This window comes from Burkholderia sp. BCC1644 (assembly GCF_902833225.1).
Classification (GTDB): domain Bacteria; phylum Pseudomonadota; class Gammaproteobacteria; order Burkholderiales; family Burkholderiaceae; genus Burkholderia.
In genome coordinates, this window is sequence record NZ_CADFEI010000027.1 from 11,757 (window position 1) to 34,932 (window position 23,176).

At 65.5% G+C, this 23,176-nt stretch carries 23 protein-coding genes; 11 read left to right on the top strand and 12 right to left on the bottom strand.

Going from position 1 to position 23,176, the window contains the following annotated elements:
- Positions 1-102 precede the first annotated feature (102 nt).
- Positions 103-1,020: a LysR family transcriptional regulator gene (locus tag HWX87_RS34590; RefSeq protein ID WP_176051362.1), complete on the top strand. Its 918-nt coding sequence runs from the start codon at positions 103-105 to the stop codon at positions 1,018-1,020.
- 96 nt (positions 1,021-1,116) lie between these two features.
- Here HWX87_RS34590 and HWX87_RS34595 read toward each other — a convergent pair whose 3' ends face one another.
- Positions 1,117-2,757 (bottom strand): L-lactate permease, encoded by a 1,641-nt coding sequence (locus HWX87_RS34595; RefSeq protein WP_176051363.1) that lies wholly within the window; start codon positions 2,755-2,757, stop codon positions 1,117-1,119.
- Between the two features lie 569 nt (positions 2,758-3,326).
- On the opposite strand from HWX87_RS34595, the gene HWX87_RS34600 reads away from it, so the two are divergent.
- The gene (locus HWX87_RS34600; protein ID WP_176051364.1) at positions 3,327-3,638 is read left to right on the top strand and encodes a DUF4148 domain-containing protein; all 312 of its coding nucleotides are present in this window, start codon (positions 3,327-3,329) and stop codon (positions 3,636-3,638) included.
- 71 nt (positions 3,639-3,709) lie between these two features.
- Here the strand turns inward: HWX87_RS34600 and gshA are convergent, their stop codons facing one another.
- The 3 genes from gshA to ada all read right to left on the bottom strand — a co-directional run bounded on the left by gshA (position 3,710) and on the right by ada (position 7,847).
- Entirely contained in the window at positions 3,710-5,323 is a 1,614-nt protein-coding gene (gshA, locus tag HWX87_RS34605) for a glutamate--cysteine ligase (protein WP_176051365.1), read from the bottom strand.
- A gap of 476 nt (positions 5,324-5,799) precedes the next feature.
- A complete protein-coding gene (locus HWX87_RS34610; RefSeq protein WP_176051366.1) occupies positions 5,800-6,759 on the bottom strand; it encodes an AlkA N-terminal domain-containing protein in 960 nt (319 codons plus the stop codon).
- Positions 6,756-7,847, bottom strand: a complete 1,092-nt coding sequence (gene ada / locus HWX87_RS34615; RefSeq protein WP_176051367.1) for a bifunctional DNA-binding transcriptional regulator/O6-methylguanine-DNA methyltransferase Ada — start codon at positions 7,845-7,847, stop codon at positions 6,756-6,758. The genes HWX87_RS34610 and ada overlap by 4 nt, the downstream gene beginning before the upstream one ends.
- Before the next feature lie 431 nt (positions 7,848-8,278).
- On the opposite strand from ada, the gene HWX87_RS34620 reads away from it, so the two are divergent.
- On the top strand, positions 8,279-8,692 hold the full coding sequence (locus tag HWX87_RS34620; protein ID WP_176051368.1) for a VOC family protein: 414 nt from the start codon (positions 8,279-8,281) through the stop codon (positions 8,690-8,692).
- A gap of 21 nt (positions 8,693-8,713) precedes the next feature.
- On the opposite strand, the gene HWX87_RS34625 is transcribed toward HWX87_RS34620, so the two are convergent.
- From HWX87_RS34625 to speG, 3 genes are all read right to left on the bottom strand, one after another.
- Positions 8,714-9,268, bottom strand: a complete 555-nt coding sequence (locus HWX87_RS34625; RefSeq protein WP_124455812.1) for a YaeQ family protein — start codon at positions 9,266-9,268, stop codon at positions 8,714-8,716.
- A 189-nt stretch (positions 9,269-9,457) separates the two neighbouring features.
- Positions 9,458-9,805, bottom strand: coding sequence for a hypothetical protein (locus HWX87_RS34630; RefSeq protein WP_027788811.1), 348 nt, complete (start codon positions 9,803-9,805; stop codon positions 9,458-9,460).
- A 487-nt stretch (positions 9,806-10,292) separates the two neighbouring features.
- Positions 10,293-10,850 carry a spermidine N1-acetyltransferase gene (gene speG / locus HWX87_RS34635; RefSeq protein ID WP_176051369.1) on the bottom strand — a complete coding sequence of 186 codons (558 nt, stop codon included), beginning with the start codon at positions 10,848-10,850 and terminating at the stop codon, positions 10,293-10,295.
- 151 nt (positions 10,851-11,001) lie between these two features.
- Between speG and HWX87_RS34640 the strand changes: the two genes are divergently transcribed.
- The 5 genes from HWX87_RS34640 (at position 11,002) to HWX87_RS34655 (ending at position 14,930) form a co-directional block, all read left to right on the top strand.
- A complete protein-coding gene (locus HWX87_RS34640; RefSeq protein WP_176051370.1) occupies positions 11,002-11,172 on the top strand; it encodes a hypothetical protein in 171 nt (56 codons plus the stop codon).
- 116 nt (positions 11,173-11,288) lie between these two features.
- Positions 11,289-11,537 carry a DUF2795 domain-containing protein gene (locus HWX87_RS34645; RefSeq protein ID WP_059232870.1) on the top strand — a complete coding sequence of 83 codons (249 nt, stop codon included), beginning with the start codon at positions 11,289-11,291 and terminating at the stop codon, positions 11,535-11,537.
- 110 nt (positions 11,538-11,647) lie between these two features.
- A complete protein-coding gene (locus tag HWX87_RS34650; RefSeq protein WP_176051371.1) occupies positions 11,648-13,006 on the top strand; it encodes a sensor domain-containing diguanylate cyclase in 1,359 nt (452 codons plus the stop codon).
- Between the two features lie 150 nt (positions 13,007-13,156).
- On the top strand, positions 13,157-13,279 hold the full coding sequence (locus HWX87_RS38275; protein WP_021157980.1) for a hypothetical protein: 123 nt from the start codon (positions 13,157-13,159) through the stop codon (positions 13,277-13,279).
- 412 nt (positions 13,280-13,691) lie between these two features.
- The gene (locus HWX87_RS34655) at positions 13,692-14,930 is read left to right on the top strand and encodes a hypothetical protein (RefSeq protein WP_176051372.1); all 1,239 of its coding nucleotides are present in this window, start codon (positions 13,692-13,694) and stop codon (positions 14,928-14,930) included.
- On the opposite strand, the gene mnmE is transcribed toward HWX87_RS34655, so the two are convergent.
- Entirely contained in the window at positions 14,905-16,299 is a 1,395-nt protein-coding gene (gene mnmE / locus HWX87_RS34660; protein WP_176051373.1) for a tRNA uridine-5-carboxymethylaminomethyl(34) synthesis GTPase MnmE, read from the bottom strand. The two genes, HWX87_RS34655 and mnmE, sit on opposite strands and share 26 nt — an antisense overlap.
- Before the next feature lie 336 nt (positions 16,300-16,635).
- Here mnmE and HWX87_RS34665 point away from each other — a divergent pair, with 336 nt between their 5' ends.
- Positions 16,636-17,067: a transcriptional regulator gene (locus HWX87_RS34665; protein WP_059700521.1), complete on the top strand. Its 432-nt coding sequence runs from the start codon at positions 16,636-16,638 to the stop codon at positions 17,065-17,067.
- A gap of 103 nt (positions 17,068-17,170) precedes the next feature.
- On the opposite strand, the gene yidC is transcribed toward HWX87_RS34665, so the two are convergent.
- The 4 genes from yidC to rpmH all read right to left on the bottom strand — a co-directional run bounded on the left by yidC (position 17,171) and on the right by rpmH (position 19,797).
- Positions 17,171-18,835, bottom strand: a complete 1,665-nt coding sequence (gene yidC / locus HWX87_RS34670; protein WP_176051374.1) for a membrane protein insertase YidC — start codon at positions 18,833-18,835, stop codon at positions 17,171-17,173.
- An 8-nt stretch (positions 18,836-18,843) separates the two neighbouring features.
- Entirely contained in the window at positions 18,844-19,110 is a 267-nt protein-coding gene (yidD, locus tag HWX87_RS34675) for a membrane protein insertion efficiency factor YidD (protein WP_059232865.1), read from the bottom strand.
- A 75-nt stretch (positions 19,111-19,185) separates the two neighbouring features.
- A complete protein-coding gene (gene rnpA, locus HWX87_RS34680) occupies positions 19,186-19,647 on the bottom strand; it encodes a ribonuclease P protein component (protein WP_176051375.1) in 462 nt (153 codons plus the stop codon).
- Positions 19,648-19,662: 15 nt separating this feature from the next.
- Positions 19,663-19,797 carry a 50S ribosomal protein L34 gene (rpmH, locus tag HWX87_RS34685; protein WP_004198824.1) on the bottom strand — a complete coding sequence of 45 codons (135 nt, stop codon included), beginning with the start codon at positions 19,795-19,797 and terminating at the stop codon, positions 19,663-19,665.
- 421 nt (positions 19,798-20,218) lie between these two features.
- On the opposite strand from rpmH, the gene dnaA reads away from it, so the two are divergent.
- Positions 20,219-21,802 carry a chromosomal replication initiator protein DnaA gene (gene dnaA, locus HWX87_RS34690; RefSeq protein WP_244137813.1) on the top strand — a complete coding sequence of 528 codons (1,584 nt, stop codon included), beginning with the start codon at positions 20,219-20,221 and terminating at the stop codon, positions 21,800-21,802.
- A gap of 168 nt (positions 21,803-21,970) precedes the next feature.
- Positions 21,971-23,077 (top strand): DNA polymerase III subunit beta, encoded by a 1,107-nt coding sequence (gene dnaN / locus HWX87_RS34695; RefSeq protein WP_006750113.1) that lies wholly within the window; start codon positions 21,971-21,973, stop codon positions 23,075-23,077.
- Positions 23,078-23,176 lie beyond the last annotated feature (99 nt).

Consider the following 23,176-nt stretch of genomic DNA (forward strand, 5'->3'; position numbering starts at 1 on the left):
CCACAAGAATTTTTCGAAGCGACGCACGACGCGCCTTTCATGCGGCCGACACACGCGTGCGCTACGCTGACGCGCGACGAAGAAGGGGGGAGAAGCCGAGTCGTGTTCGATCAGCTGAAGGCGTTCCACGCGACCGTCCGGCAGGGCAGCATCACGCGCGCCGCGCGCCATCTGGGCGTGAGCCAGCCGACGATCGCCGCGCAGATCCGGCAGGTCGAGCAGGTGTACGGCGTCGAGCTGTTCTACCGCAGCGGCCGCAAGCTCGAGGTCACCGAAACGGGCATCGAGCTGCTGCCGCTCATCGAGAAGATGATCGCGCTCGAGGCGCAGGCCGACATCATGCTGCGCAACGTCGGCGGCCTGTTCGAAGGCCACCTGCGGATCGGCGCGACGGGCCCGTACTACATCATGGATGCGGTCGGCCGTTTCTCGAACGCGCATCCGTCGATCGCGCTCACGTGCCGGATCGGCAACTCCGAGGAAATCCTGCAGGCGCTGCAGGAATTCCGCATCGACCTTACCGTCTCGTCGCAGCGCAACGACGCCGACGGCCTCGAACGCAAGGTAATCTCGACCGATCCGCTCGTGCTCGTCGTGCACCGCAACCATCCGCTCGCGCGGTTCGACGCGATCGATCCGGCGCAACTCGCCGACGTGCGGCTGCTGATTCGCGAGGAAGGGTCGGTCACGCGCCGCTGCACGGAGACGATCCTCGCGGCGGCCGGTGTCGCGGCCGTGTCGGTTGCCGAGATCGGCAGCCGCGAAGCGATCCGCGAGGCGATCCTGCACGGCGTGGGCGGCAGCCTGTTTCCGCTCGGCGAGGCCGAGCGCCATCCGTATCTGCGTGTGATCGCGCTGCGCGGCGTCGAGACGACGATCGACGAATACGTGTACTACCTGAAGGCGCGCCGCCAGAGCCCCGCGATCGACGCGTTCCTTGCGTGCATCCTGCCGGACGGCGCCGAAGCGGCCGGGACCGCCGACGCAGGACCAACCGCGCGGCGGGCGAACGCGCGCTGAACTGCCGCGCGTTCGCCGGTTCCGCACTTGATCGGCGCTTTTCCCGCGCCTTCCCTCGCTTTTTCCTCGTGCCTTCCTTCTGTCGTTGCGCTCACATCATTTCGGCAGTGCCGGAATCATCCACGTCAGCACGTGCTGCTGCAGGAACACCAGCACGCCGAGCAGCAGCGTGAGGATCACGCTGTGCCAGAAGGTGCGCGCAAACACGACACCTTCCTGCCCTTTCAGGTCCGTCGTCGACACACCCGTCGCGATGTTCTGCGGCGAGATCATCTTGCCCATCACGCCGCCCGACGAGTTGGTCGCGGCCATCAGTACCGGATCGAGGCCGAGCTGCCGCGCGGCCACGACCTGCAGGTTGCCGAACAACGCGTTGCCCGACGTGTCGCTGCCGGACAGGAACACGGCGATCCAGCCGAGCGACGCGGATACCAGCGGGAACAGCGCGCCCGTCGACGCGACGCCGGTGCCGAGCGTGTAGCTGATCCCCGAGTAGTTCAGCAGGTACGCGAGCCCGACGATCATCATCACCGTGACGATCGCGATCCACGTCTGCCGCCACGTCTTCACCACGCATTCGAGGAACGCGCCGGCGCCGGTGCGCGTCAGCGCGGCCGTGATGATCGCCGACAGCAGGATCGCGGTGCCCGTGCCGAGCGGCTGGAAGTCCCAGATCGCCGCATACGGCTTGTGATACAGCGACACGAACACCGCGTTGTGCAGGCCCGGCCACTTGATCTTCACGTCGCCGATCATCGCGACGTTCGCGTGCACCCACACGATCACGACCACCGACACGACGAGCCACGGCAGCCAGCCGCCGAAGCCCGCGCGCGCCGCGCCGGCCGTCGCCGGCACGCTGCGCGCGAGCGCGTATTGCGGATCGGGCTGCGGCCTCCACACCTGCAGGAAGCCGATCGTCACGATCAGCGACGTGAGCGACGACAGCACGTCGGTGAGCTGATAGCCGAGGAAGTTCGACGTGACGAACTGCGCGATCGCGAAGCTGGCGCCCGACACGAGCAGCGCCGGCCACAGCTGCCTGATCGAACGCAGCCCGCCATACGCGCCGACCACGTAGAACGGCAGCAGCAACGCGAAGAACGGCAACTGGCGGCCGACCATCTGCGCGAGCGTCGCGGGCGGCAGCGACGTGACCGCGCCGAGCACGGTGATCGGCACGCCGAGCGCGCCGAACGCGACCGGCGCGGTGTTGAACAGCAGCGTATAGGTGAGCGCTTCGAGCGCGGGGAAGCCGAGCGCGATCAGCAGTGCGCTCGTGATCGCGACCGGCGTGCCGAATCCCGAGATCCCTTCGAGCAGGCACCCGAACGAGAACGCGACGACGAGCAGCACGAGGCGGCGGTCGTCGGGCAGGTTGTCGAGCATCCACTGCCGGAACTGGTCGAAGCGGCCCGACTTCACCGCGATGTTGTACAGCAGCAGCGCGTTGAAGACGATCCACATCACCGGCACGACCGCGAGCGCCATGCCGGCGCCGACCGCATTGAACGCGAGCCCGGCCGGCATGCCCCATGCGCCGATCGCGACCGCGAGGCCGGCGACGAGCCCGGCGAGCGACGCCTGCCACGCGGGGCGGCGCAGCACGCCGAGCGCGATCAGCGCGACGGCAATCGGGATCGCGGCGACGAGGAACGACAGGAGCAGCGAGTTGGCGACGGGCGTCAACGGCTGCGCGAAGACGATGCCTGGCGGTAGGGCGTCGGTAGGGTTCATCGTGTCTCCAGATGTCGACCCGAGTTGGCGCTTCGGCGCTTACTCGGGTCCCATGCCTTGTGCGGTCGACCCGGGTTGGCGCTTCGGCGCGTACTCGGGTCCCATGCCTTGTGCGGTCGACCCGGGTTTGTGCTTCGGCGCGTACTCAGGTCCCATGCCTTGCGCGGCCGCCCCGGGTTGGCATGTCGATGCCCCGGGTTCGGTACAAGGCGATGTCCTGCCGTCACGGCCACGATCAGGCGCTTGCGTACGCAACGACGTTGCACGGCCAACCGATCGGTCGCTTAAAAGAGGTTAGGAGGCGCGCGGCGCTTGTACAAGGGGGGACAAGCCCGATGCGTGACGACCCGATACCGGCCATCCGCCGCACGATGGCAGGCGGATGGCGAGCGGCTGACGCGCTCGACAGGAAGCCCGGCCGTGCCGTCGCCCGCACAATGTTGCGCGCGCGACAAAGGTGACTGACGGCAACGAGGGTGTTTCGTTTGGCATCCGAAGCCTAGACTGGCTGCATCGATTCCGCCCGAGCCAGACGCGGCGCGGCACCGGAACCTCTCGGAGCACACACGATGAAGACGATGAAACACGCGGCATGCGCCGTCCTGCTCGTCGGCGCGGCCTTCGCCGCCCATGCGCAGACGGCATCGACGGTGACGCGCGCGCAGGTCCGCCAGGAACTCGTGGAGTTGCAGGCCGCCGGCTACCGGACGAGCCTCGCAAGCAGTCCCGACTTTCCGGAGAACATGCAGGCGATCATGCAGCGTGCCGCGCAGGCGCGCGGCGACAATGCCGGTTACGGCAGCGACGGCCGGGCGAACGTGGAATCAGGCAAGCCGGCGCTGCCGCACGCGATCGATCGCGGCACGTACGCGCATCACTGATTCGATGACTGAAGGAACCGGATGGATCGCACCGCGGCGCGGCGCACCAGCGCCGGCCGCGTGCGCGATCGTCACACGCTGAAGCGGTTCAGCGTATACGCGCGATAGGCCGCGACGAACGCGTCGAACGATCCGGCCTCCTTCGCTTCGAGCTCGGCCTGCTCGGCCAGCGACTTCGCGGCGAGCGCCTGCTCGGTGCGCAGCGTGTCCGCCGACGGCGGATGGGCGCGGAAATGCGCGGCATGCGCTTCGCTCTGTGCCAGTGCGAACGCGAGGAACGACTGCCCGTTGTCGCGCATCGTGCGCAGCACGCGCGCGGATGGCGTACGCTCCGGATCGGCAAGCTTCTCGCGCTGCGCGGCAATCGCGCGCGCATGCTCGTCGCCGCCGCGGATTTCGTCGAGACGGCGGCCGATGGTTTCGATGTCGGCCATCAGCTCGTCCGCCCACGCCTGCATCGTGACCGACTGGCCGTCGCGCGTGAGCGTGAGCCCCGGCTTGCGGCCTTCCATCGTCACGCTGCCGAAGTTCGCATTCGCTTCCTTGTACGCATCGCAGTCGAGCGGCGCGCTCTCGTCCAGCGCACACGCGAGCAGGAATGCGTCGATGAAGCGCGCGGTTTCCAGCGCGATGCCGGTCGGCTCGAACGGATCGATGTCGAGACAACGTACCTCGATGTACTGCACGCCACGCGACGCGAGCGCATGCAGCGGCCGCTCGCCCGAATACGTGACGCGCTTCGGCCGGATCGTCGAGTAGAACTCGTTCTCGATCTGCAGCACGTTCGTGTTGATCTGGATCCACTCGCCGTCGCGATGCGTGCCGATTGCCTCGTACGCCGGATACGGTTCGCTCACGGCCTTCGACAGCGCGTCGAGGTAGCCGGGCAGCGTGTTGTAGTCGACGTGCAGCGCGGCCTGGGCCGTCGTGTTCGAGTAGCCGAGATCGCTCATCCGCAGGCTCGTCGCATACGGCAGGTACAGCGTATCGGCGTCGAACGTGTCGAGCTTGTGCGGCTTGCCGCGCAGGAACTTCGTGTCGAGCGCGGGCGATGCGCCGAACAGGTACATCAGCAGCCAGCTGCGGCGGCGGAAGTTGCGGATCTGCGCGAGATAGCGTTCCGACTGGTAATCGACGAGCGTGGCCGTCGAGCCTTCGTCCGCATGCAGGCGCCGCCACACTTCTTCATGCAGCGAGTAGTTGTAGTGGATGCCCGCGATGCACTGCATCGTGCGGCCGTAGCGATACGCGAGGCCGCGCCGGTACACCGTCTTCAGGCGGCCGATGTTCGACGAGCCGTAGTCGGCGATCGGAATCTGGTCGTCGGCCGGCAGCAGGCCCGGCATCGAATCGTTCCACAGCATCTCGTCGCCGAGCGACGCATAGACGTAGCGATGCAGATCGTCGAGGCGTTCGAGCGTGATCGCGGCGTCGCCTTCAGCGGGCGTGATCAGCTCGATCAGCGCTTCGGAATAGTCGGTCGTCAGCGCCGGATGCGTGAGCGCCGAACCAAGCGCGCGCGGATGCGGCGTGAACGCGATCATCCCGTCGCGCGTCACGCGCAGGCTTTCCTTTTCGATGCCGCGCAGGCCGTCGGGCAGATGCTGCCGCGTCGGGCCCGAGCTCAGTGCTTCGAGGCGATTCAGCAGCAGTTCGGACTGGCGGTGAGTCATGGTGTTCGACATGGAGACGCAAGTGCGTGACGGCCGCGCGCAGAACGCCGCGCGCGGCCGGCTGGATTGTTGGTCGCTTCGTTGGTAGCGGGCACTTTAACATCTCGCCGAAACACGCGCTTGAGGTGGCTCCGGGCAGGGTGCGCGGGCCGGAGCGGGCCGCCGGACGGGCCGGTCGCGGCGCTCGCGACAGGTGTGACCGGTTCCAGACGGCGCCGGCGGGCGAGTCGATCCTGCGAATTCGTCGGACGGAACGTGAAGCGGGAACGGGTGGCGGAAGGTGCAACCGCGCCGCCGAACCGACCGGGGAAACGGCGCGTGCGGCCGCATCGCACGCGCGGCGTCCGGCAGGCGCCGGATTCGAGGGGTTGCCGCGATGGCCCGCATCTGGCGGACGGCCCTGGGGAGGTATGCACGGCCTGCGCAACGCGTTGCATCGCGAACCGGTCTGGTCGCAGCCGGTCGCACCCGGCCGCATGTCGCCGCGATTATCCGCCGCGCGCGCCGCCCGCCCGGTCGGCCACTTCGTTCCACAAATGAAGCGCCGCATACGCACGCCACGGCCGCCAGCCTTCGGTGCGGCGCTTCTGGCTGGTGAGCCGGTCGAGCGCCGGATCGCGCGCGGCGATCGACTGCATCAGCACGAGATCGGAGGCCGGCCACGCGTCCGGGTCACGCCATGCGCGCATCGCGATGTATTCGACGGTCCACGGGCCGATGCCCGGCAGATCGAGCCACGCGTTGCGCAGCGTCGCGAGATCGGCATGCGCGCGATCGACCGGCACGTCGCCGGCCGCCACCGCGCGCGCCACGCCCGTCAGCGCCGCCACCCGCTTGCCGGGCATCCCGATCTTGTCGAGATCGCACGCGGCCAGCGCGTCGGGAGTCGGGAAACGCCACACCGGGGCGCCGTCGTCTTCATGAATCACCCGCTCGCCGGCCCGTTCGACGAGCCGGCCGACGATCGTCGTCGCGGCCTTCACGCTCACCTGCTGGCCGACGATCGCACGCACGGCCAGCTCGAACCCCGACCACGCGCCGGGCACGCGCAACCCCGGCGCGGCCTCGACGAGCGGCGCGAACCACGGATCGCGCGCGAGCCCGCCGCCGATCGCGGCCGGATCGGCGCCGAGGTCGAACATCGTCGCGACGCGCGCGGCGAACGCATCGTCGACATGGCGTGCAATGGCCCCTTCGACGGTCGCGATCAGGCAATGCTTGCGCGGATGTTTCGTGACGGTGAGCCGGCCGGCATCGCCGTGCAGGTCGACGATGCGGCGATACACGCCGTCCGCGACCTGCTCGACGCCCGGAATCGCGCGCCCGCTGAAGAAGCGCAGCACGCGCGCCCAGTCGTACGGCGCCTTGTAGCGCAGCTCCATCTGCGCGAACGGCGGCACCTGGCCGCCGTTCGCGATGGACGTGATCGTTGCTTTATCGATGCTCAAACCGCACTGCCCTCCGTCATGGCTTCGGCTTCATCGTTGCGGCTATGACGCGCCTCGGACGCGAGCAGCGTCGCCTTGCGGCGCACGCCCCAGCGATATCCGGCGAGCGCGCCGCCCTTTTGCACGACACGGTGGCACGGGATCGCAAGCGCGACCGGATTCGACGCACACGCGGACGCGACCGCCCGCACCGCGCGCGGCGAACCGAGCGCCTCGGCAATCTCCGAATAGCTGCGTGTTTCGCCGTACGGAATATGCGTCAACGCTTCCCACACACGCTGCTGGAACGCGGTCGGCGCGATGTCGAGCGGCAGGTCGAACGCGTGTCGCGTGCCGTCGAGATACGCACGAATCTGCGTGATGAACGGCGCGAGCCGCGCAGACGCTTCGACCAGCTCGGCCCGCGCGAACGCGTCCTTCAGCTCGCCGACGAGCGCCGCCGGTTCATCGCCGAACGCGATCCGGCAGATGCCCTGTTCGGTTGCGGCGACGAGCACCGTACCGAGCGACGTCGACGCGGTCGCATAGTCGATCCGGAGGCCCGCGCCCTGGCGACGGAACGCGGACGGCGCCATCCCGAGCTCGCGCGGCACCGATGCATAGAGCCGCGACGGCGAGTTGAAACCGGCGTCGACGGCCGCCTGCGTGACCGGCTGCCCGCTTTGCAGCGCCTGCCGCAGCGCGGCGCCGCGCTGCGCGGCCTGGTACTGGCGCGGCGACACGCCGACCACGCGCTTGAAGAGCCGCTGCAGATGGAACGGACTCACGTGCACGGCGTCGCTCAGCTGCTGCAGCGTGAGCCGTTCGGCATGCGCGTCGAGCACCGCGCATGCGCGGTTGACGATCTCGAGCTCGCGCGGCAGCCCTTCCGGCTGGCAGCGCTTGCAGGGGCGGAAGCCGGCCGCACGCGCGGCCGCCGGATCGGCGAAGAAGGACACATTCTCGCGACGCGGCAGCCGCGACGCGCAGGTCGGACGGCAGAACACGCCGGTCGTGCTCACGGCATAGAAGAACGCGCCGTCCGCATGCGGATCGCGCTCGGTCACGGCGCCCCAGCGGGCATCGTCGGTCGGATAGGCGGTTTTCATCTGAACCTCGCACTCTCTAGTGTAGATGGTGCCTACTCTAGACATCGGCGCATGCCGTCGCGCCCTGAATCTTGCTCTGTGATTCGCGGCGGCGAACCGGGGACACATCGATCGACGATAAATCCGACAAAACGTCCGAAGTGCCTGCTCCGGCGCGGTTTTCGTCATCGCCCCGTCACCCTTTTGCTGCAGTGCGGATGCGACAAATCGCCGTCCTGACGTTTTTTTGCATTCGGAATATTGCGTCGCACCATCGCCGTGTGTATAGTTGGAACTGTCTCCTCCATGTCTCCTCCTGATATGGATTAAGCCCGTTCCGCACTGCGTGAACGGGCTTTTTTTCGTCTGTCGATTGTGCCGTGTTCCGGCCGGCGGCGCAGGCGCGATGCGTCTACACTCGATGCTCGTCGACAGCGAAGGAGTATCCGTTCATGAAGCCCACCATCCGCGGAATCGATCACATCGTGCTGCGCGTGACCGACATGGCGGCGATGACGCGCTTTTACTGCGACGCCGTCGGCTGCCATGTGGAGAAGGAGCAGCCCGATCTGGGCCTCGTGCAGCTGCGCGCCGGCGATGCGCTGATCGACCTGCTGACCGTCGGCGGCCCGATCGACCGCGCCGACAGCGGGCCGCCCGGCACCGGGCGCAACCTCGATCACCTGTGCCTGCGCGTCGAGCCGTTCGATCCCGACGCATTGATCGCCCATTTCGCCGCGCATGGCGCGAACCCAGGCGCCCCGGCGGAACGCTACGGCGCCGGCGGCTACGGGCCGTCGATCTACCTGTTCGACCCGGAAGGCAACATGGTCGAATTCAAGGGGCCGCCGGCCGCGATCGGCTGAACGCGGCCGGCACACGGGCCGTTACGCGTCCGCGCGCGCCTTCAACACCGTCCATTCGACCGCGACCGGATCGTGGTCCGCGCTCGAGATCCACGCCGCGCCATCCTGCACCGTGCACTGCAGGCGCATCGTGCGCTCCGCAAGCCGCCCGAGCGCGGTCGCGACGCCGTCGGCGAGCGACAGCACCTGCACGTTGCGCAGCCGCTCGACCTTGCTGCGCACGCCCTGCCACCAGATATCCGACGTCTTGCCGCCATACGCGATCACCGTGACCTGCCCGGCGCGGCCGGCCGCCTTCGAGATGCGCCGTTCGTCGGGCTGGCCGGCCTCGATCCACACGTCGATCGCACCCGTCAGGTCCTTCTGCCACAGATCGGGCTCGTCGACGTCCGACAGCCCCTTGCAGAATTCGAGCCGCTCGTGCGCGAACAGCGCGAACGCGACGATACGCACCATCATCCGGTCGTCGGTTTCCGACGGATGGCGCGCTACCGTCAGCGCGTGATCGGCGTAGTAATGCCGATCCATGTCGGCGATTTGGAGTTCGGCTTTGTAGATCGTGGATTTCAGCGCCATGCGGAGTCGGCCCGGGCGGGCATTCGGTTCGGTCGGGCCGTGATGATACCGAATGCGCGCCGCCCGGCGCGTGTCATGCGCGCCCCACAGCACAACGGCCCGACATCAGCCGGGCCGTGTTCGGTTCGCGCCGCCGGCACAACGGGCCGGTGCGCTCGCGCGTCGTGCGACTGCGCGGGGATCGATCGGTTACTGTTTCACGAAGCGCGAATCGGTCCAGAGACCTTGCTGGTCGCTGTTGTCGGCGCTGACGAACTGCACGTCGCCCTGATCGACCGACACCACGCGGAAGCGCTGGCCTTCCGGCACCGACAGGCAGCGGTAGTCGTCGAAGTATTGCTGCTTCGCTTGCGACTTGCCGTCACGCTCGTGACTCAGTACGGAATCCAGATTGTCTTTCGACAGGCAGCCCCAGGCATTCTTCGTCAACTGGATTTCCTGCGTCGGCTTGACGGCCGAATCGCCGCCGGCCTGAGCAATCGACACCGCGCAAAATGCGCCGACGAGGGCAAAAAGGATACCGGTACGCTTCATCATGTTCTGTCTCCAGGCTGCGGGCACCAGGCTTGGGTTAGCTATGTGTTTAAAGATGATCGTGAACCCGCGTTTTTCACTTTAGAAGACCGGTAAACGATAGCAAGCACATTTGTTGTGCGATCGCAATAGCGGCGGATTGTCGCACCCCGTGCGCAGCCTGTTTTTCGCGCGGCGCGCGCGGCAGGCAAAACCTGTTGCGTGGCGGACAGGCCCGTCATGCCGGGCGGAAAGCGTTATCCGGCAAGGCTTTCATCCAAGTTACATCGCGGCGATTGAACGGTTTGGATAATCCATTTCGTCATCCGGATCATTTTGATGCACCGCACATAAAGTCATTCGAAACGATTCAACTTTACCGCAGCGCGGAATCGCAAATACCTGATACAAGAAAAATGCCAGGTATAAGCGAATCCGTATTTATCCGTAGTTCCCCGAATGTATTCGACGCCCGCGAAAGCCCCGCCGCAAGCGCCTTGCGCCAGCGTGTTTACCCTGCCTTATTCGGAGTGGATTGCTGACGCTCGAAATAATCGCGCTGGAAAATACACATGCGATAAGCGTTGTGATACGCGCCGTTTCCGAAAAATTCTTCCTTCAATTCGGCCTCGTGCTGGAATCCGCATTTCTCGTACACGTGAATCGCCGCCGCATTCGACGTGTCGACGATCAGGTACAGCTTGCGCATGTTCAGCACCTTGAATGCGTACTCGATCGCGAGGCGCGTCGCCTGGCCCGCATAGCCGCGCCCCTGGCATTGCGGCGCGATGATGATCTGGAACTCGCCGCGGCGGTGGATGTAGTCGAGTTCGATCAGCTCGACGAGGCCGACCAGTTCGTTTTGCGAATCGACCGCGACGAATCGGCGTTCGCGCTGGTCGTGCACGTGGCGGTCGTACAGCTGGGACAGTTCCGAGAAGGTTTCGTACGGCTCCTCGAACCAGTAGCGCATGATCTTCGCGTCATTGTTCAGCTCGTGGACGAAGCGCAGGTCCTGGCGCTCCAGCGGCCGCAGCGCGAGCGTGTTGGTATCGTTCTGGAGTTGCATGTTCATGTCCTTTTTGATGCCGGCGCTCGTGCGAAACGCCCGCGCGGCGCGGCCGCATCCGGGCCCGTTTCGCACTGTAAGAAAATGAACGCGGGCGAGGTTCAGAGCCTAGAATGGGAGCAAGGGTTCCTGCCACCGCACGGAGGCTATCGTGATCGAGCAAGTCATACTCGGAATATTTCTCGTGCTGCCGCTCGTCATCGTCGCGGCGCTGTTTTCCGACGAACTGTGGCAGGAACACCGGCGCCAGCATCCGCGCGACGAAAACGCACCGCATATCGACTGGAAACATCCGTGGCGCCGCGTGCGACGCAGTCACTGAGCCGGTTCATCATCGATCCGCATCCCGCGCCGGCCGAGTCATCCCGGGCCGGATAACGCGCGGTGCGCCGCCTTTCCGCTTCGATCCGATTCCCGCCCAACCCGCGAGACGCCGACGTGAACGACAAGCCCGCTGCCCCTGCTCACGATATCCCTCACGAAACGATCGACCTGCAGATCGCCGACGTGCTGGCGGCCGTCCGCTACCCGGCGAACAAGGATGCAATCGTCGACGCCGCACGCGACGCCGGCGCCAGCAACGAGGTGCTGTCGATGCTCGACGGCCTGCCCGAACAGGACTACGCGGACGTCAATGCCGTCACGCAGTGGGTCGCCGGCAACTTCGGCCCGGGGCTCGGCATTTGAGCGGATGCCAATAACGCGATAGGATCGGGCCGCACCGGTCGCGCCGCGATCGGGAGGCGTGCCGCCCGGCGCAAGAACGGGTGTTTGAGCACGCGTGTCCGGGGGACTCCATGGAAGGCATCCTGATCCAGCACACGACGCCACGGCAGCTCTGGTTCGGCGCGCTGACGGCGTTCGTCATCCTGCTAGCGCTCGGGATCGCCGCGCCGCACGCGAACGTCACGCTCCCGGCCGTCGAGCCGTTCATGCCGATGTGTGCGCTCACCGTGTTCACCACCGCGAGCATCGCCGCGTTCTTCCTCGGCGCGCAGTTCACCGTGACGCGCCAGCCTGTGCTCGGCGCGCTCAGCGGCGCCTATGCGTTCACCGCGCTCGCCGTCGCGCTCCAGTTGCTCACCTTTCCCGGCGTGTTCGCGCCGCATGGCCTGCTCGGCGCGCGCCCGCAAAGCGCCGCGTGGATGTGGGTCTTCTGGCATGCCGGCTTCCCGTGCTTCGTGATGGCCGCGCTGTTCGCCCGCGAGCGGTTGACGCGCGCACCGGTCGGCGCGAAAGAGACGCGCCGCTGGACGGTCGCGCTCGTCGGCGGGCCGGCCGTCGCGGCCGCGCTCCTGTGCGCGCTCGCGCTGAACGTGTCGCTGCCGCCCGCGTTCCATCCGCCCGGCGACGCGGCCGTGCTGCCCGTCAACGGCATCGCGCTCGTCGTGTGGATCCTCAATGCGCTCGCGCTCGTCGCGGTGCTCGCCACGGGCCGGCTGCGCACGACGCTCGATCTGTGGCTTGCGATCGCGGTGCTCGCATGCCTCACCGACACGACGCTGAACCTTCTGACGACGAACCGCTTCACGGTCGGCTGGTATGTCGCGCGCGTGTTCAGCATGTTCACGCCCGGCGTGCTCGTGTGCGTGCTCGCGTGGGAAGTGACGATGCTGTACCAGCAGCTGTTCGAGGCGCACGCGACGCTGATCCGTTCTTCCGCGCGCGACGGGCTGACCGGTGCATTCAACCGCAGCCACTTCAACGACCATTTCCACACGCTGTTCCTGCAGGCGCGGCGGCAAGGCGAACCGCTGTCGCTGCTGATGGTCGACGTCGATCACTTCAAGGCCTACAACGACACGTTCGGTCACGTGAAAGGCGACGCGTGCCTGATCGCGGTTGCGAATGCGCTTGCCGGCGCGGTGCGTCGGCCATCGGATATCGTCGCGCGTTACGGTGGCGAGGAGTTCGCGATCGTGTTGCCGAACACGGGTGCGCGCGGTGCGCGGGTGGTGGCCGACGAAGCGCGCGAAGCCGTGCTGCGGCTCGACCTCGAGATGCCTGACTCGCCGGCCGGGCGCGTGAGCGTCAGCGTCGGTTGCGCGACCGTGTCGGCCGACGATCTGTCGACGCCCGATGCATTGATCGAGGCCGCCGACGCCGCGCTGTATCGCGCGAAGGATACGGGGCGAAACCGGGTCGTCGCCACCTGAAAACGTCTGCTGTTTGGCTATTTGTTACGGTCATTGTGACCGGAATAATCCGCCGTTACGGATTGCGCAACAGGGAAACGATCGCTTACAGCCGGTGTTGGAAGCGCTCGCTATGCTGGGTTTCATATCGAACCCGAGCAGGTGAGTGCCATGAAAAAAACCCTTTTGCTGATTGCCGGCGTCGCCGTGTTGCTGAGCGGCTGTATCGTGGTGCCTGACGGTGGCGGATATTACGGTGGTGGCGGGTATTACCATCACCGGCATTGGGATTGAGGCATCCAGTCGGGTGTTACTTCATCCCGCGAGACCGCGGATGACGGCGGAGTGCGCCGTCCATTGTCATGATACTTGCGGCGCACGATTCGAACCGGACGTAGCGATTTGCATCGTCGCCGGAACTCCACCTCCGAATTCCGGGCCGTCGTGTACGGCCCGCCAATCTTCGAGCATGATGCCTGCCTAACCGATCGTGCCAGCGAAGCCGCCGCATCGAAACGCCGCGGCAACTTGCCCGCCCCCATCTCCCGTCGGCACATTTCTGCGATCTTTGCCGAACAATAGTGACGATGTGCCATTCAGTTCTTTCTACCGTGGCCGATATTCTTTGTTTACGGCTGCATGCGCCTCTTGCATCCTCCCTCTCCGCAGCATCCGTCCATCATTAAAACAATGAACCCGCTGGAAGATGAAACTGTTCGACCAACAGAAGTGGCGTCATAACGCCTCGATCGCGAGCACTCGCTATCTCCGTATTCCGCTCCCAAAAATGGAAGCGGGGCGTTTCGGTTGGATCAAGCGCTGGGCCGTGGACTGGTTCGTGCCGACAGGTCTATCGGCATGGACAACCTATCACCTGACGGACGCATTCGTTGGACGCTACCGCGCGCTCCTCCCGAAAGGCGATGGTGGCGACGTTCCCCTCGAGGTCATGTCCGACTTGTGGACCCGCCCCTCGTCGCAATATTTCCTCACTGGCTTCGTCATGCTGGCCGCGCTGATCGTTGTCATGTTGATCTATCAACAGTTGGCGCGCCCAACCTGGAGAAACATACTCAATCGTCGCAAACGGCCGTTTGTCGGCCCCAAGCCATTCGTGCTCGTGTCCGTCCTTGGCAAACTGCTGGCGACCATCATTCCGGCATGCGCCGTTGCGATCGCGGCTTACGCGCCGGAAAGCATGACGTGGGGCGGGATTGGTTTTCTCATCGGACTAATCGCCATGATCACCGCCGGCTACTACCACATGGTCTACGGTGAAATGCGGCCCCCGTGCGTAATCTCGATCTCGTTTCACCGGCCACGACAATCTCCATCGATCAACACAGGCGAGACTGAATCGACGACAAGCTTGACCCAATGGCGCGACGCGCATACAGCGCTTCAAGACGACGCAAACGCAATCTCGGATGCGGCAGGCGGCGCATTCGCACAAAATGTGACTGCCTCGTTCGATCTCGATGACGTTGCCCTCTCTGTCGCGTTGAGCATCGACATCGAAGATTTGCCGCAAGATCGCCAACGCACGCTCGATGCACAAATCAACCGCGTGCTGAGCAAATGGCGCAGCGAAGGTTACACGAGCGGCTCGCTTTATGACGGAAGGACGTTGCCTGCGCCGATTACCCCATCGCCCCTCGGCGATTTCGCGCTGCCCTCGTACCCTCCCGGTGCCGCACCGGCCGACTTGGTACGCGTAGCGGCTCGTTCGGGCAGCCGCGTCATGATCGTTGGCGACGCCATCGTTCAGCGACAGGTGGATACCCGCTGCAATCGCGTTCTGCAGCGTAGAGAACGGGTATTTGAATTCGTTTCGGAATCCGGCAATGACGATGCCGGGGCACCGATGCCGTTCCCACTCGATGGCACACCATTGGCGGTAACGACGTACGGTTCGGCGCTCACTTCCCGATACAAAACCTGCTGAAAATCACCCCCAGCAGATCATCCGACGTGAACTCCCCGGTAATCGAATTGAGCTGCTCCTGCGCGAGGCGCAACTCCTCGGCAAACAGATCGAGCGACTGAGCACGTTGCTCCGCATGATCCGCCGCCTGCGCGAGATGTTCCTGCGCGGCCCGCAGCGCGATCAGATGCCGCTCGCGCGCGAGATACACGCCTTCCGCCCCCGCCTGCCACCCCGCAATCCGCAGCAGTTCGGCACGCAGCATGTCGATCCCGTCGCCGCGCTTCGCCGACAGATGCACCTCGGTCAGGTCGCCCTCCGCCGCCGGATGCTCGACACACGCCGGCACACCGGTCAGGTCCGTCTTGTTCAGCACGCGCACCACCGGCACGCCGCCCGGAAACCGCGCGGCGATCGTCTCGTCATCCGCCGTCATCCCGCTGCGCGAATCGAGCAGATGCAGCACGACATCCGCGCGCTCGATCTCGCTCCACGTGCGCGCAATGCCGATCCGCTCGACCTCGTCCTCGGTCTCACGCAGCCCGGCCGTATCGATGATGTGCAGCGGTATCCCTTCGACCTGGATCGTCTGTGCGACCTTGTCGCGCGTCGTCCCCGCGATCGGCGTGACGATCGCCAGTTCCGCGCCGGCCAGCGCATTCAGCAGCGACGACTTGCCGACGTTCGGCTGCCCCGCGAGCACGACCGACAGCCCTTCGCGCAACAGCGCACCCTGCCGCGCATCGCCGAGCACGTGCGCGAGCTGCGCGCGGATCTTCGCGAGCTTGCCGCGCGCGTCTGCCGCCTCGAGGAAATCGATCTCCTCTTCCGGAAAATCGAGCGTCGCCTCGACCAGCATCCGCAGCGTGATCACGTCGTCGACGAGCACATGGATCTGCCGCGAGAACGCGCCGTCGAGCGAGCGCCCGGCCGAGCGTGCCGCAGCCTCGGTGCTCGCCTCGATCAGGTCGGCGACGGCCTCGGCCTGTGCGAGATCGAGCTTGTCGTTCAGGAACGCGCGCCGCGTGAACTCGCCCGGCTCCGCGAGCCGCAGCCCGAAACCGCGCCCCGCATCCAGGCAGCGCTGCAGCAGCAGCTGCATCACGATCGGCCCGCCGTGCCCCTGCAGCTCGAGCACGTGCTCGCCGGTGTACGAATGCGGCGCCGGGAAATACAGCGCGATCCCGCGGTCGAGCGGCGCGCCGTGCTCGTCTAGGAACGGCACGTAGCTCGCATGGCGCGGTGCAAGCTTCTGCCCGCACAACGCGTCGATCAACGGCAGCGCGGCCGCCTCGCCGCCGCGCCCGAACGACACCCGGACGACGCCGATGCCACCCCGGCCGGCAGCAGTGGCAATAGCGACAATCGGATCGGAATCGGTAGCAAGCATGGGAATCGGATGAATCGGGTAATCAGTGAATATGGTGCGCCCGCGCAACAGTTCGAGCATCGGAACGCCGGCATTGTAGCGTGCCGGCACACACGCCATCGGTCGCCATGCCAGATTCGGACTCGCCCGAATTTATCCCGCCGTGGATAAGCCAAGTATCAGTCCGGCGCGATGTCACAACTATCGTTTCGGACGAGTATGTTTGCTGGAGCGGCTCAACGCTGCGGCCCTCAATTTCGCTCCCCACTCCGATCGAGATTGGGATTCATCCGAACGAGATACGTTTATCCCGAATGGTTGTCTGAAACATGTCGGTGGAATTGCACAATCTCTCCCATGCCGACATCCGAAGAAAAAGCCGCGTTCTCGGAACGCCTGAAATTCGCCCTGCGGCGCAGCCCGGAGAAGGTCACTGGTGCGACTGAGCTGGCGAACCGATTCAATCTGCGCCACCGCGGAGCGCAACCCGTTTCGCCGCAGACCGCGCATAAATGGCTGACGGGCCGCACGATTCCGACGTCGGACAAACTCGCAACGCTTGCCGAATGGCTGCGCGTCGAACTCCACTGGCTGCATTACGGCCCGTCGCCGAGCGTGATCGAACACCCGACGCCGCAACCGCTGCCGCGCGACGAGCGCTATCCGCCGACGCCCGAGACGATCGAACTCGCGTCGAAGATCGAAGCGTTGTCGCCGCATCATCGCTACCTCGTGCAGGAACTGGTCGAGCAGTTCTACGGCGACTCGGGCGAATCGAAAAAGGGCTGAACCCGCACCGGAACCGCAAAAACAAAAAGCCGCATGGTCACGAACCATGCGGCTTTTTTTTCGTGCGTCGCGGGCGGCTGGCCGCCCACGCGTGCAACGGGTGTCAGGCAGGCTTCTTCTTGACGCCGCCCAGCTTGCGCGTGATGTAGTACTGCTGCGCGATCGACAGCACGTTGTTCACGACGTAGTACAGCACGAGGCCGGCCGGGAAGAAGAAGAACATCACCGAGAATGCGATCGGCATGAACTTCATCATCTTCGCCTGGACGGGGTCCGGCGGCGTCGGGTTCAGGCTCGTCTGCACGAACATCGACACGGCCATCAGCACCGGCAGGATGAAGAACGGATCGCGCTGCGACAGGTCGTGAATCCACAGAATCCACGGCGCGCCGCGCATTTCGACCGAAGCGAGCAGCACCCAGTACAGCGAGATGAACACCGGGATCTGGATCACGACCGGCAGGCAGCCGCCGAACGGATTGACCTTCTCGGTCTTGTACAGCTCCATCAGCGCGGCGTTCATCTTCTGCGGATCGCTCTTGAAGCGTTCGCGCAGCGCCTGCATGCGCGGCGTGATTTCCTTCATCCGCGCCATCGACTTGTAGCTTGCAGCCGACAGCGGGAAGAACACGGCCTTGATCAGGACCGTCAGCAGCACGATCGCCCAGCCCCAGTTACCGACGACGCCGTGGATCTTCTCGAGCAGCCAGAACAGCGGCTTCGCGATGATCGTCACCCAGCCGTAGTCCTTCACGAGCTCCAGGCCCGGCGCGATGCCTTCGAGCATGCGCTCTTCTTCCGGACCGGCGAACAGGCGTGCCTGCACGTCGGCCGACTGGCCCGGCGCAATCGCGGCGACCGGCTGCTTCACGCCGACGCGGTACAGCGTCGGATCGATCTTCTCGGCGTAGATGTCGCGCTTCACGCCCTGCTGCGGAATCCAGGCCGACGCGAAGTAGTGCTGCACCATCGCGACCCAGCCGTTGTCGGCGGAATTCACGAAGTCGGCCTTGTTCTTGTCGAGGTCGCTGAAGTTGATCTTCTGGAAGTGCTTCGCGTCCGTGTAGACCGCCGGCCCGAGGAACGTGTGCGAGAACATCGGCGTTTCGACGGCCGTGTTGTCGCGGACGAGCTCCATGTAGACCGTCGGCGTGACAGGCGCCGTGCCGACGTTGTCGATCTTGGTATCGACGCCGATCACGTAGCTGCCGCGCGTGAACGTGTAGGTCTTCACGACCTTCACGCCGCCCTTCACCGGCGACTCGAACGACAGCTTCAGCGCGTTCTGGTCACCCGTCAGCGACGTCGAGCCGGGGTTCAGCTGCGTGTAGACGTCGTTGTGGTTCGGGAAATCGCCGCCGAGCAGGCCCGTGCGTGCGAGATACGTGTGGCCGGCCGTGTGGTCGAACAGCGTGATGTACAGGTCGGGCTGCTTGCCGTCGCCCTGCTTCTTCAGCGTCAGCTTCGCGAGCGTGCCGCCGCGCGTGTCGATTTCGCCGTCGTACACGTCGGTCGAGAACTTCACGAGCTGCGCCTGGGCGGCCGGAGCAGTGGTCGACGGTGCGGTGCCTGCTGCGGCAGCAGGCACTTCACCTGCGGTCGTCGTCGCGCCCGTGCCCGATGCGCCGCCGGCAGCGGCCGCGGGGGTCGTCTGCGTGGCGCTCGGGAAGAACATCGACGGGCGTCCATGGGACCGCTGCCAGTTGTCGTACAGCATGACAGCTGACATGAAGAAGATCACCCATAGGACGGTGCGTTTGATATCCATGCGTTGTCTCAGAGTCGATGGGACCGCGCGTCGGCTTCGCCGCTAGCGCGAGTGTCGGAGTTGGGCGGCGGGACGAGGTCGATGCCGCCCGCGGAAAACGGATGGCATCGGCACACGCGCCTGACGGCGAGATACGTGCCGCGCGCGGCGCCATGATACTGGATTGCCTCGCGCGCGTAATCCGAACAGGAAGGATAAAAACGGCAACGGTTGCCGAGCATCGGGCTCACGGCAACCTTGTAGAAGCGCAGCAAGGCGATCAATACCGTTTCCATACCTTGGGCGGCGCCGAAAGACGCCGCGTCAAAACCGGCCGGGCAGGCGCGAACGCCGCACCGGGCACGGATGCGTCACTCGGACGCGGGCTTCGACGCACGGCGGGCAATTTCCCGGACTGCCCTGTCGAGCAGTTCGCGGATCTCGGCCGCGCACATCGCCGCGAGCGGGGCGGAAGCCGCGCTCGGCAGCGCTTTCTTGTCGAAGCGCGTGTGCTGCCGCAGCAGCAGGTCGTAACCGGCGAACTCGGTCCGGCGCAGGCGAAACGCATCGCGCGCCAGCCGCTTCACGAGGTTACGTGTTACTGCACGCGGCGCATACTTCTTGCCGACGACGAGCCCCAGACGCGCGGGCTGGCCGGTCGGCTTGCCGTAGATCACGAAGTGCGCGGAGCGCCGCCAGGGGCGCAAACGAAAAACGGATGAAAATTCATCCGTTTTCAGAAGTCGCGCAGCTTTCGGGAAGGCGGCTTTCGTCTGCGACGGATTCGCACCCGGCTCGACGGTACCTTCCGCAGGACTGCGGACGGCGGACACAGCGCGCAACCTGCCTTAGATGGCGAGGCGCTTGCGGCCCTTCGCGCGGCGAGCGTTGATGACCTTGCGGCCACCTGCCGTCTTCATGCGGACACGGAAGCCATGGGTGCGCTTGCGGCGCGTCACGGACGGTTGGTAAGTACGTTTCATGATGTTCTCACTTGTTCGAGAATGTCGAAATTCAGGGGACCGCGTGCCCTTAACCGGAGGCATTCGGGCGAACGCAATCGCCGGGAATACAGGATTGGTTTTCGCGGAACCCGTTATTTAAACCGTTTTTCCGTTGACGGTCAATACTTTAGGAGTCGATCGCCCGTGCAAGCCCCGAGCGATCCGGCCCCGCGCCCCACAATCCCGGCCTGTGGATAACTCGCGCTGTGGCCGCGTTTGGCGGTAGAATCTCGCCTTATCTCCAAGAATCCCGCACGCCGCTTCGGCCCGCGCCTGCCGCTCCAACACTGTGATGCAGGCGTCCGAGGCACGCTCGCACGACCGCTTCGGGCCTTGTTGCGCGACCGCGACAAGGGCGCCGGCGAGCCGCGCTGTGCACGCAAAAAACGACAGTTACTTGATGAACGATTTCTGGCAACACTGTTCCGCACTGCTGGAGCGCGAGTTGACGCCCCAACAGTACGTGACGTGGATCAAACCCCTGGCCCCGGTGGCCTTCGATGCGTCGGCGAACACGCTGTCCATCGCCGCGCCGAACCGTTTCAAGCTGGACTGGGTCAAGAGCCAGTTTTCGGGCCGGATCTCCGATCTGGCCCGCGATTTCTGGAATGCGCCGATCGAAGTCCAGTTCGTCCTCGATCCGAAAGCAGGCATGCGCAGCGCCGCACCCGCGCCCGGCGCCTCGCCGGCTGCCCCGCGCGCGCCGCTGGCCCCGAGCGGCCCGGCCGCGACGGTCGCCGCAATCGCCGCCAACCTCGCCGCGAATGCCGCTGCTGCGCCCGCCGCGCCGGCCAATGTGCCGATGACGCCGTCGGCGGCCGCCGCGCACCACCTGAACGCCGACGACGCCGACATCGACCTGCCGAGCCTGCCCGCGCACGAAGCAGCCGCCGGCCGCCGTACGTGGCGACCGGGCTCGGGCGCCGCGCCCGCCGCCGGCGGTGAAGCCGATTCGATGTACGAACGCTCGAAGCTGAACCCCGTGCTCACGTTCGACAACTTCGTGACCGGCAAGGCGAACCAGCTCGCGCGCGCCGCCGCGATCCAGGTCGCGGACAACCCGGGCATTTCGTACAACCCGCTGTTCCTGTACGGCGGCGTCGGCCTCGGCAAGACCCACCTGATCCACGCGATTGGCAACCAGTTGCTGCTCGACAAGGCCGGCGCGCGGATCCGCTACATCCATGCGGAACAGTACGTGTCGGACGTGGTGAAGGCGTACCAGCGCAAGGCGTTCGACGACTTCAAGCGCTACTACCACTCGCTCGACCTGCTGCTGATCGACGATATTCAGTTCTTCTCCGGCAAGTCGCGCACGCAAGAGGAATTCTTCTACGCGTTCGAGGCACTGGTCGCGAACAAGGCGCAGGTGATCATCACCAGCGACACGTATCCGAAGGAAATCTCGGGCATCGACGATCGCCTGATCTCGCGCTTCGACTCCGGCCTCACCGTCGCAATCGAGCCGCCCGAGCTGGAAATGCGCGTCGCGATCCTGATGCGCAAGGCGCAGTCGGAAGGCGTGAACCTGTCGGAAGACGTCGCGTTCTTCGTCGCGAAGCACCTGCGCTCCAACGTCCGCGAACTCGAAGGCGCGCTGCGCAAGATCCTCGCGTATTCGAAGTTCCACGGCCGCGAGATCTCGATCGAGCTGACCAAGGAAGCGCTGAAGGACCTGCTGACCGTGCAGAACCGGCAGATTTCGGTCGAGAACATCCAGAAGACCGTCGCCGACTTCTACAACATCAAGGTCGCCGACATGTATTCGAAGAAGCGCCCCGCGAACATCGCGCGGCCGCGGCAGATCGCGATGTATCTCGCGAAGGAACTCACGCAGAAGAGCCTGCCGGAAATCGGCGAGCTGTTCGGCGGGCGCGATCACACCACTGTGCTGCACGCGGTGCGCAAGATCGCCGACGAACGCAGCAAGGACGCGCAGCTCAACCACGAGCTGCACGTGCTGGAACAGACGCTGAAGGGCTGAGCGCGCGGCGCGCTTGATAATTCGGCCTCCGCCCCAATTTAAGGGGGGCGGTTCGGTTTTGAGGCACAATACTGGTTTGACCGCCCCGGTGGTGGCGGGCCAAGAGCCCGGCCGGCGGGGCGCTGCGAGGCTGCTGCGCTGCAGGCCGTTACTCAACGAAGGAACTCTATGCAACTGGTCAAGACCGAACGAGACACCCTCCTCAGGCCGCTGCAAACGGTCAGCGGCATCGTCGAACGCCGCCATACGTTGCCGATCCTCGCCAACCTGCTGATCACCAAGAACGGCCCGGACGTTTCGTTCCTGTCGACCGACCTGGAGCTGCAGATCACCACGCGCGCCGATTTCGGCGTCGGCGGCGACCAGGTCGCGACCACCGTCGCGGCGCGCAAGCTGCTCGACATCCTGCGCGCGATGCCTGACGGCCAGGTCACGCTGTCGCTCGCCGACAAGCGCCTCACCGTTCAATCGGGCAAGAGCCGTTTCGCACTCCAGACGCTGGCGGCCGACGAGTTCCCGACCGTCGCGCAGGCGAAGGATTTCGGCGCGACCCTGACCGTCCCGCAGAAGTCGTTCCGCCAGCTGCTCGGCATGGTCCACTTCGCGATGGCGCAGCAGGACATCCGCTACTACCTGAACGGCATGCTGCTCGTCGTCGACGGCGACCAGCTGATGGCCGTGGCCACCGACGGCCACCGCCTCGCGTTCTCGTCGATGAAGCTCGAAGGCGGCACGTTCGGCCGCCAGGAAGTCATCGTGCCGCGCAAGACGATTCTCGAGCTGCAACGCCTGCTCGAAGACATCGACGACACCGTCACCATCGACATCGCGCAAACCCAGGCCAAGTTCACGTTCGGCCAGGTCGAGCTCGTGTCGAAACTCGTCGAGGGCAAGTTCCCCGACTTCCAGCGCGTGATCCCGAAGGCGCACAAGAACACGTTCGAGATCGGCCGTGAAGAACTGCAGCGTTCGCTGCAGCGCGCGGCCATCCTGACCTCGGACAAGTTCAAGGGCGTGCGCTGCATCATCGCGCCGGGCCAGCTGAAGATCATGTCGACCAACGCCGATCAGGAAGAGGCGCAGGAAGAACTGGAAATCGCCTACCAGGGCGATACCGTCGACATCGGCTTCAACGTCACGTATCTGCTCGACGTGCTCGCGAACCTGAAGGTCGACACCGTGCAGGTGAGCCTCGGCGACGCCAGCTCGAGCGCGCTGATCACCGTGCCCGAGAACGAAGAGTTCAAGTATGTCGTGATGCCGATGCGCATCTGACGCGCACGACATCAAGACACACACCAGGGGGCGGCAAGCCCCTTTGGCGTTTTTATGGCGAACCGACAACCCGTCCTTTCGGTGCCTGACCGGCACCGT